At 52.2% G+C, this 7593-nt stretch carries 11 protein-coding genes; 8 read left to right on the top strand and 3 right to left on the bottom strand.

Annotation, left to right across the window (positions count from 1 at the left end):
- Positions 1-31 precede the first annotated feature (31 nt).
- From VU18_RS01945 to VU18_RS17130, 4 genes are all read left to right on the top strand, one after another.
- Positions 32-520 (top strand): DUF1641 domain-containing protein, encoded by a 489-nt coding sequence (locus VU18_RS01945; protein ID WP_011229962.1) that lies wholly within the window; start codon positions 32-34, stop codon positions 518-520.
- A 512-nt stretch (positions 521-1032) separates the two neighbouring features.
- Complete coding sequence (locus tag VU18_RS01940; protein WP_011229960.1) at positions 1033-2016, top strand: metal-dependent hydrolase; 984 nt, start codon at positions 1033-1035, stop codon at positions 2014-2016.
- A gap of 107 nt (positions 2017-2123) precedes the next feature.
- Positions 2124-2285, top strand: coding sequence for a small, acid-soluble spore protein K (locus VU18_RS01935; RefSeq protein ID WP_011229959.1), 162 nt, complete (start codon positions 2124-2126; stop codon positions 2283-2285).
- Positions 2286-2352: 67 nt separating this feature from the next.
- On the top strand, positions 2353-2514 hold the full coding sequence (locus tag VU18_RS17130) for a YpzG family protein (RefSeq protein ID WP_011229958.1): 162 nt from the start codon (positions 2353-2355) through the stop codon (positions 2512-2514).
- A gap of 75 nt (positions 2515-2589) precedes the next feature.
- On the opposite strand, the gene VU18_RS01930 is transcribed toward VU18_RS17130, so the two are convergent.
- Together VU18_RS01930 and recX are read right to left on the bottom strand one after the other, a co-directional pair.
- Entirely contained in the window at positions 2590-2931 is a 342-nt protein-coding gene (locus VU18_RS01930; protein WP_011229957.1) for a YfhH family protein, read from the bottom strand.
- A 168-nt stretch (positions 2932-3099) separates the two neighbouring features.
- The gene (recX, locus tag VU18_RS01925) at positions 3100-3909 is read right to left on the bottom strand and encodes a recombination regulator RecX (protein ID WP_011229956.1); all 810 of its coding nucleotides are present in this window, start codon (positions 3907-3909) and stop codon (positions 3100-3102) included.
- Positions 3910-4002: 93 nt separating this feature from the next.
- Here recX and VU18_RS01920 point away from each other — a divergent pair, with 93 nt between their 5' ends.
- From VU18_RS01920 to VU18_RS01910, 4 genes are all read left to right on the top strand, one after another.
- Positions 4003-4920, top strand: coding sequence for a TIGR01777 family oxidoreductase (locus VU18_RS01920; RefSeq protein ID WP_014194913.1), 918 nt, complete (start codon positions 4003-4005; stop codon positions 4918-4920).
- 244 nt (positions 4921-5164) lie between these two features.
- A complete protein-coding gene (locus VU18_RS01915; protein WP_047757546.1) occupies positions 5165-5719 on the top strand; it encodes a GNAT family N-acetyltransferase in 555 nt (184 codons plus the stop codon).
- 130 nt (positions 5720-5849) lie between these two features.
- On the top strand, positions 5850-5978 hold the full coding sequence (locus VU18_RS17125; protein WP_078172606.1) for a YfhE family protein: 129 nt from the start codon (positions 5850-5852) through the stop codon (positions 5976-5978).
- Positions 5979-6067: 89 nt separating this feature from the next.
- Positions 6068-6253 carry a YfhD family protein gene (locus tag VU18_RS01910; protein ID WP_011229952.1) on the top strand — a complete coding sequence of 62 codons (186 nt, stop codon included), beginning with the start codon at positions 6068-6070 and terminating at the stop codon, positions 6251-6253.
- Positions 6254-6362: 109 nt separating this feature from the next.
- On the opposite strand, the gene VU18_RS01905 is transcribed toward VU18_RS01910, so the two are convergent.
- Positions 6363-7193 (bottom strand): glycosyltransferase family 8 protein, encoded by an 831-nt coding sequence (locus VU18_RS01905; protein ID WP_011229951.1) that lies wholly within the window; start codon positions 7191-7193, stop codon positions 6363-6365.
- Positions 7194-7593 lie beyond the last annotated feature (400 nt).

Genomic DNA, 7593 nt, shown 5'->3' with positions numbered 1-7593 from the left:
CTCACCGAGGAAAACAAGGGGGTGACGATCGGTGGCTAAGCCGATTACCACCATTCAAAAGCGCCAAATGACGGAGGAAGAAAAACGAACTGAAGCGCTGGCCAAGCTAAAAGCCGCTGTCGGCGACAGTGAAGAGGCAGTTCGCGAGCTCTTGGCGTTCATCGAGCAGCTCCATGAAAGCGGCCTGCTCGAAGCGGCCAACGCCTTGTTAAAAGCGCGGGAAGACGTGGCGAAAATCGTCGTCGGCCAGCTCAACCAAAAACCGGTGACAACGATGATCAACCATGCGTTCGCCATAGCTGGCCTTGTTGCTTCACTTGATCCGGAGAAAACGGCGAAACTGCTTGAGCACATCGCCGCCGGCGCGCTGGAGGCGTACGAACAAAACTCCGCCGAAACAAAAAAAATCGGGTTGTTTGATTTGCTTAAAGCGCTCAATGACCCGGACATCAACCGCGCGATCCGCTTTTTCCTGTCCGCTCTCAAAGCGATCGGCAAACGGTTCAGAAATGACGGCTAATCGATCGGCTTGCAGAGAAAAGGACAGTTGACCAATGAGCCGCCAAAAGAACGGATGGTGAACCGATCTTCCATCAGCATGGAATGCTCCCCACTTACACCTATATAGACGTTGAAGTGGGGAGCTTCTCGGTCCGAGATGATCAACAAAACGTCCCGCCTCATGCGGGGCGCTTTTCGTTTTTGGTTGAAGCGCTTCCCTTTTCGTCTGACGAACGGCTTGCTTCCTGTTTCTTTTTCTCACTCCACTGTCTATCAATCGTTTCCTTTTTTGAATCGTTGTGAAATTGGTCGTTCCGCCTCTCGCCAACGATTGTCGCTCTATGATACACTAGCCATAACCTTGTTTGTCTCTCGCCTCCTTTCGGCCAATGCCTCAAACGGTTATTGGCTGAACACAAGGTGGGGCATACTAATAGTTGCATGAAAAAGAAAGATGTGCTCCGGCCGAGAGACAACAGACAGTTTCCATCCGAACATGCAACGATGCTGCAAGAAGGAGGCGCCTTCACGTTGGATACAGGCACACATGTTTTGATGGGGGTGGCGCTCGGCAGTCTTGCTTCACTTGACCCTGCGATCGCCCATGATCCGCTCTTATCCCACGCTGTGTTGATCGGCGCGCTCGCTGGCTCGCAAGCGCCGGATATCGACACGATTTTCAAATTGCGCAACAACGCCCAATATATTCGCAACCATCGCGGCATCACCCATTCGATTCCCGCCGTCGTTCTTTGGCCGTTGCTCATCGTCAGCGTGATGGCTGCCATCTATCCGAAAACGGATTGGCTTCGCGTTTGGCTTTGGACGTTTGTTGCCGTCGCCTTGCACGTATTTGTTGACATTTTTAACTCTTACGGAACCCAGGCGTTGCGTCCGTTTACAAAAAAATGGATCGCCCTTGGCGTGATTCATACGTTTGATCCGGTCATTTTTGGGCTTCATTTGGTCGGCGTCGGCGGCTTGTTTCTCGGCGCCCATCCCGGTTATACGTTTCTTGTCGTCTACGTGCTTATCGCTGCGTATTATGGGCTTCGCTTCCGCCAGCAGGCCAACATCAAACGGCTCGTGCACGCCTCGATCGCCGGGGTGACCGAGATCATCACCGTACCGACATGGCGGCCGCGCGAATGGCATTTAGCCATTTCAACCTGCGACAAATTTTACGTCGCCCGCGTCAAACGCGGCGAGCTCATCATCCTTGACCGCTTCCAAAAGCGTGCGCTTCCCGACCATCCGGTGATGAACGCCGCCAAACGCGACGAAAATATCGCCGCTTTCTTATCTTTTTCCCCGGTTTACCGTTGGGAAATGAACGAATACGATGATTACTACGAAGTGCGCTTTACTGATTTACGCTATCGAAGCAAAGGGTATTACCCGTTTGTCGCTGTCGTCCAGCTCGACCGCGATCTCAATATTGTCAGCTCATACACCGGCTGGATTTTCAGCGAAGGCAAACTGCGCAAAAAGCTCGAACTTGCTCCAAACGGCTGATGGGCTCCGCCCCAATCATTGCCACACATAAGCGCTACAGGGTGTCCCATAATAAAAATACGTGTTGGCCATCCAACACGAGCACGCCGTTAAGGAGGGAATGTGCCGTGCGGAACAAAGCGCACAACTTCCCGAACCAAAACAACAACAAGCTCGAAGGCGAACCGCGCGCCAAGGCCGAGTACGCCTCGAAGCGGGCCGACGGCACGACCAACACCCACCCGCAAGAACGGATGCGCGCCTCCGGCGAACGAAGCGATTTCTTTTAACATGAAGGGGGAGCGCGGCATCGTTCGCCGCACTCCCCCGGCACATTCCGCAGCGAGGTGAACAATCATGGGTCACCATCGGCACAAAAAATTTTATGACAACTTTTATTCGAACCCGTTTCAGCAGCCGTGGGCCAATCCAAAACACGCCCACTCGCAAGTGAACGGCGAAACGCAGCAAACGCTTGACCTCATCATTTTAGAGCGGCAGACGCGCAAGCAGTCGTAGCGGAACAACCTAGGGAGACACCCTCCCTAGGTTTTTAGGCTCGCTTTCCGTCCGACTGTGAACTTGTCCCGCCCGTCATGATTGAGGCAAATTCGGTTTACGAAGCAGTGAAATCGGCAGCGCCTCCTCCTCTCCGTTTCCTTTCAACCGCCATCCCCAGGCAAACACTCCTTTTAAATAGCGCACTTTAAAATACTCTCCAGGCGCCCCTTCAATTTCATAAATCTCCCCAGGATGAAAATCAGCTGGATTAAGCATATACGCCTTCGCCATGGCGATTTTCCGCTCGTAGACGGCGTATTCGTTCACCATCCCCATCTGCTCCGCCTTGCGTGCCTTTTCCGTCAACATGGCGATTTCTTGTTGCAGTTCTTCTTTCGTCATTTCGCTGTACCGTTTTTGTTCTCCTTTGATCATAGGCAAGCCTCCTTTTTGAGCATTCCCGATGGATCGTTTTCATCCACATGGAACTCGGCAAAAGGCTCAGAACATCTCTTGATTTATGGAACTGGAACGATTTTGTGATCAACATTTAACAACAAAACTGATAATATATCCCATTTTTTCAAATCCTTTCATTCGAGATCACTCGTCATTACCGTGCATGCGCAGCCATTCATTGATCAAGTCAAGTGCGAATCCTTTTCGGTACAGGGCTTGGCGCATCTTTTGCTCATAAAGCGGCCGCGGGTGGTGCGCATAACGGCGGTGCGCTTTCTCCGCCTGAACACTGAGCGCCTCCCGTTCTTCTTGTTCAGTATGAGTGCCGCCATCCGCCAAAACGGCGGCAATCACCTCATGCGGAAATCCTTTGCGCATCAGCTGCTGCCGCACCCGTTCCAAAAACGCGCGAGCCGATTCATCCCGGCGCTGTTTTTTCGCTTTTTCGTAAAGCGAGCGGGCGATGGCCATCTGTTCATCCAACGTATACTCCGCCAAACTCTGCTCGATCAAGCGGTCGGGAACGCCGAGCCGTTCCAGTTCGGCGCGCACAAGAAGCGGCCCTTTCGCCGCCGTCTTTTTTTGCGTGCGCACATAAGCGGCGGCAAACGCCTCGTCATCGACATACCGCTCGGCGCGAAGTTTTTTGAGCACTTCATCAATCACCGAATCCGGAGCGCCTTTTTTTCGCAAGTGTGCGGCGACCTCATGCTCCGAACGCATCCGGTGCGCCAAAAAGTAAAGCGCCTGTTGATACGCCTTTTTCACCTCATCGGCATACACAATATGTTGAAGCAGGTCGTCGCTGATCTCCATCCCTTTTTTCAAGCGGAATTGAAGCAATACATCTTGATCAACTGTCAATCTCAACGACGGTGCGCCGTCACGGTGCACGACAATCCAAAATCGTTCAGCATTTTGTTCGGTTGCGGCAATGTCGGCAATCGTTCCCATTGTTTGTCCCCCTTATCTTTTATCGTATCATAAGCAGGAACTTCTGACACCAAAAGCGAAGTCATAAAATAAACCAATGGAAGGGGAATCAAGATGCGCATCGCCATCAACGGCGGCACTGGGCTGATCGGCCAGGCGCTCGCCCGCCATTTTTCCAAACAAGGACATGAGATCTACATTTTCACCCGCTCTCCCAAACCTTCCGAAGGCAACATTCATTACCTTTCCTTCGACAACCACCGAAAGCCTGAAGCTGTCGATGTCGCCATTAATTTAGCCGGGGAGCCGCTCAATCGAAAACGTTGGACGGCGAAGCAAAAAGAGATCATCCTTGACAGCCGCCTTCGCGCCACCGAAGCGATGGGCCGCTGCATCGATTCACTGTCCCGCCCCCCGTCGTTGTTTATCAACGCCAGCGCCATCGGCATTTACGGCACTTCGGACTCCGCAACATTTACCGAGCAAACGACCGATTACGGCGGCGACTTTCTAGCCCAGACCGTCCAAGCATGGGAAGCATCGGCCCGTCCGATTGAGCAGCTTGGCATCCGCACCGTCTACGCTCGCTTTGGCGTCGTGTTTGCCCGACATGGCGGCGCCTTGCCGATGATGATCAAGCCGTATCTGCTGTTTGTCGGCGGCCCAATCGGCAGCGGACGGCAATGGCTGTCGTGGATTCATCTTGAAGACGTCGTGCGCGCGGTCTCGTACATCATCGAACACGAGGAATTGTCCGGCCCCATCAATTTCACCGCGCCCCATCCAGTACAAATGGAAGAATTTGGACTGACCGCCGCCCGGCTTCTTCACCGCCCGCATTGGCTTCCGGTTCCCGCTTGGGCGCTTCGCCTTCTCCTTGGCGAAATGAGCATGCTTGTCACCGAAGGGCAACGCGTCATTCCAGAGAAGCTATTGCAAGACGGCTTCCGCTTTTCGTTTCCAACGTTGGAAGGCTGTCTCACCGATTTGCTTTTGCCCCATGACCGACAAAAAATATCCAAAAAAAATTAACAAAAAAACAATTCCCTTTTTTCTTCCGATCGTGTATGATAAAGGAGACCTTAGGCTAGTTGTCGTCATAATCGCATACGGACAGGAACAAGGGGAAGGCAAATGGTGCGTCACCAGCGCTCGCGCTGGTCCTAGTGGGTTCGATTCCCACCCCGAAATTTTTTTAATGAAGTTTTAATAAAAAAATTTCGAGGGTGGGTTCCCGCTGGGAGGCTGCCCTCGGCATCCAAAGGAGGGATTGGCCATGTTGAAAAAACGCGAGCTGCAAGACTGTCATGCGCTGTACGAGCTGATGGTGCACCCGGATGTCTTCCCTTTTGTGCGCCAAAAAGCCGGCTCGTATGAGGAGTTTTTGTTCATGACGAAACAGCTCATCGAGGCGGAAGAACGAGGCGAGCTCATTTCGCGCACGATTTTGGACGAATGGGGAAACCCGATCGGCACGATCAGCCTCTTTGACATTCAAGACGGCGCCGGCTTTTTAGGAACGTGGCTTGGCAAACCGTACCACGGGCGCGGCTACAATCAGCGCGCCAAGGAAGCGTTTTTCCACGAACTGTTTTATGAGCTTTCCATCGAAACGGTGTTTTTGCGCATCCGCAAAGTCAATGTGCGCTCGATCAAAGCGGCGGAAAAACTGCCGTACGTCACGCCGGCCAATGAAACGCGGCGGGCGCTGCTCGAGCAAATCGGCGCGGATGTATACAATTTGTACGAAATTACAAAAGACAACTACACGCTCTATACAATGCGCCATCCTTCCTTTGCCCACAATGAAGAACAGCGCAAAGAGGCATAAGCCGCGCAAGAGCGCATCTGATGCAAAAAGAGGCTGTCCAAACGGACATCCTCTTTTTTACGCATAAAAACGGCTGGTTTTGCGCAAAATGGAACTAAAGGAATATTGATGCAAAGCGAGGGAACGAGCGATGGCGGAAAAACGAAAACGTGAAAAAGTGAAGCATACGTTGACAAGCGCCCAAGAAGTAAGCTATGCCCGCGATTTTAAAATGGCGGACCAAGCGGGCGGTTACACTGCCAAAAAAGCGCGCCATTAGAAATGATTGCTATTTATATGGCGGCGCCGTCCATGCCATGCTAATGAATGAATCGTACGATTCACACTTCTTTATAGGGGGCATGGACGATGGGCCGATCTCGCGGACAACGGACGCGCGACAAAAACAAGGCAACTTTGCCGCAGGTTCCCAAACAATTGAAATCTGACGGCATTGACGTCGAATATTCGGCGGAATTTGCCGACCATGAAGACCTCGAGGCGCAGGCGCGCGCGGCCGCTGCTGGCATCCGCCGGCAAGAGCGCAAACAGTAATCGAACATGGCGCCCGCTTTGATGGGGCGCCTTTTTCCTGTGAACCGCTTCCACTTCGCTTTGCTTGGAGTGAGAGACTTTCTTTGTGAAACGCGTCTCTCAAGCCGCGCTACACCGTCGCCTCGCCCTCGAGCTCCAACACTTGGCTGTACCGTTTGTAAAACCGCCCCAACTCCCCTTTGTAATTGTCTTTCCACGGTTTTTCCTTGCCGCAATAATGGATAAAAACGGTGTTTTCCTCAATCCAAGCTAAATCGTGTTTCGGGTTGGGCAAAAGCTGCAAAAAGTCATAATAGCGCGCGTCGTAGTTGTAGCGGTAGCAGTCGACCGGTTTAATTTTGTCCCAGTACAACCCATTTAACACGTCTTGGTCAGGAAGAACAAGCTTGAACCGGTTGTCGCGAATGAACTGGTAAATGTCCGCAAGCCGAACGTGTTCGCGCATCATCGCAATGTTCATCATCATCACACCCGTGTTGAAATACCCTTTCGCGTTCGGCGTTTTTAACCGCAACTTGTTGAACAAGTTTGCCACCTTCGTCGAATGGGTATGCTCAGCCGCAATGAACAAGTTCCCTTCGAAATCCATGTCATACAGCTCATCCATCGGGTTGATCGCCACAATATCCGGATCAAGGTACAAGACACGGTCGACGTCTGGCGGCAAAAACAAATGCGCCGCCAGACGGTAATACATCTCCACCGTATAGTGGCGGAAAACAGGCGCATCATGAAACAGTTGCGGATCAACGTAAATCGGCACGAGCTCATGCCCCTGCCGGCGAACAAACTCGCCAAGCGCCTGAATCTCTTCCTCGGCAATGCGCGAGTAAAGCAAGTAAAACGTAAACGGGCGCCGGTTGTTGCAAAACAGCGAATGCATCAAGACTCTCAGCGGCGGAAGATAATTGGCGTCTGTCGTCACTAACACATGGAACACGCACCATCACTTCCTTTTTTGCGTCATCGATTCCCCTTTCTCTACAATTATATAGAAATTTAGGTGAATGTTGCGCTCTTTTCATGCCAAATTGTCCGACCGCGCGATCGATTTCTTTTCATTCATTTGTATCGAAGAGCTATTCACGCGGCTACGTGCATCTTCTCCTCGCCAGCCGGCTTTCGCTGGCGAATTTCTTGTTCGACTATTTACAATTATCAAACAAATCACTATAATAAACGTATAAGCCGTCTCCTGCCAGCTTGGCCGCTTGTGCAGACCGGACGGCCCCTGCCATCTGTCCGATAGCCCCGTTGCCTGACAGGCAGCGTTGGCAGCTTTTATGCATCGACCACAAAAAGAACTGTACGGCCTGACGGCATCTCCGCGCCGGAATGCC

Origin of the sequence: Geobacillus sp. ZGt-1 (assembly GCF_001026865.1) — a bacterium.
GTDB classification, from domain to species: Bacteria; Bacillota; Bacilli; order Bacillales; family Anoxybacillaceae; genus Geobacillus; species Geobacillus thermoleovorans.
Note: the sequence above shows the minus strand (reverse complement) of the source record. Positions and strands in the feature narration are given on the sequence as shown.

Excerpts from the sequence above, each read along its gene's own strand:
- VU18_RS17130 (WP_011229958.1), top strand. The coding sequence starts at position 2,353 with ATGGGTCACCATCGGCACAAAAAATTTTATGACAACTTTTATTCGAAC.
- VU18_RS01930 (WP_011229957.1), bottom strand. The coding sequence starts at position 2,931 with ATGATCAAAGGAGAACAAAAACGGTACAGCGAAATGACGAAAGAAGAA.
- recX (WP_011229956.1), bottom strand. The coding sequence starts at position 3,909 with ATGGGAACGATTGCCGACATTGCCGCAACCGAACAAAATGCTGAACGA.
- VU18_RS01920 (WP_014194913.1), top strand. The coding sequence starts at position 4,003 with ATGCGCATCGCCATCAACGGCGGCACTGGGCTGATCGGCCAGGCGCTC.
- VU18_RS01915 (WP_047757546.1), top strand. The coding sequence starts at position 5,165 with ATGTTGAAAAAACGCGAGCTGCAAGACTGTCATGCGCTGTACGAGCTG.
- VU18_RS17125 (WP_078172606.1), top strand. The coding sequence starts at position 5,850 with ATGGCGGAAAAACGAAAACGTGAAAAAGTGAAGCATACGTTGACAAGC.
- VU18_RS01910 (WP_011229952.1), top strand. The coding sequence starts at position 6,068 with ATGGGCCGATCTCGCGGACAACGGACGCGCGACAAAAACAAGGCAACT.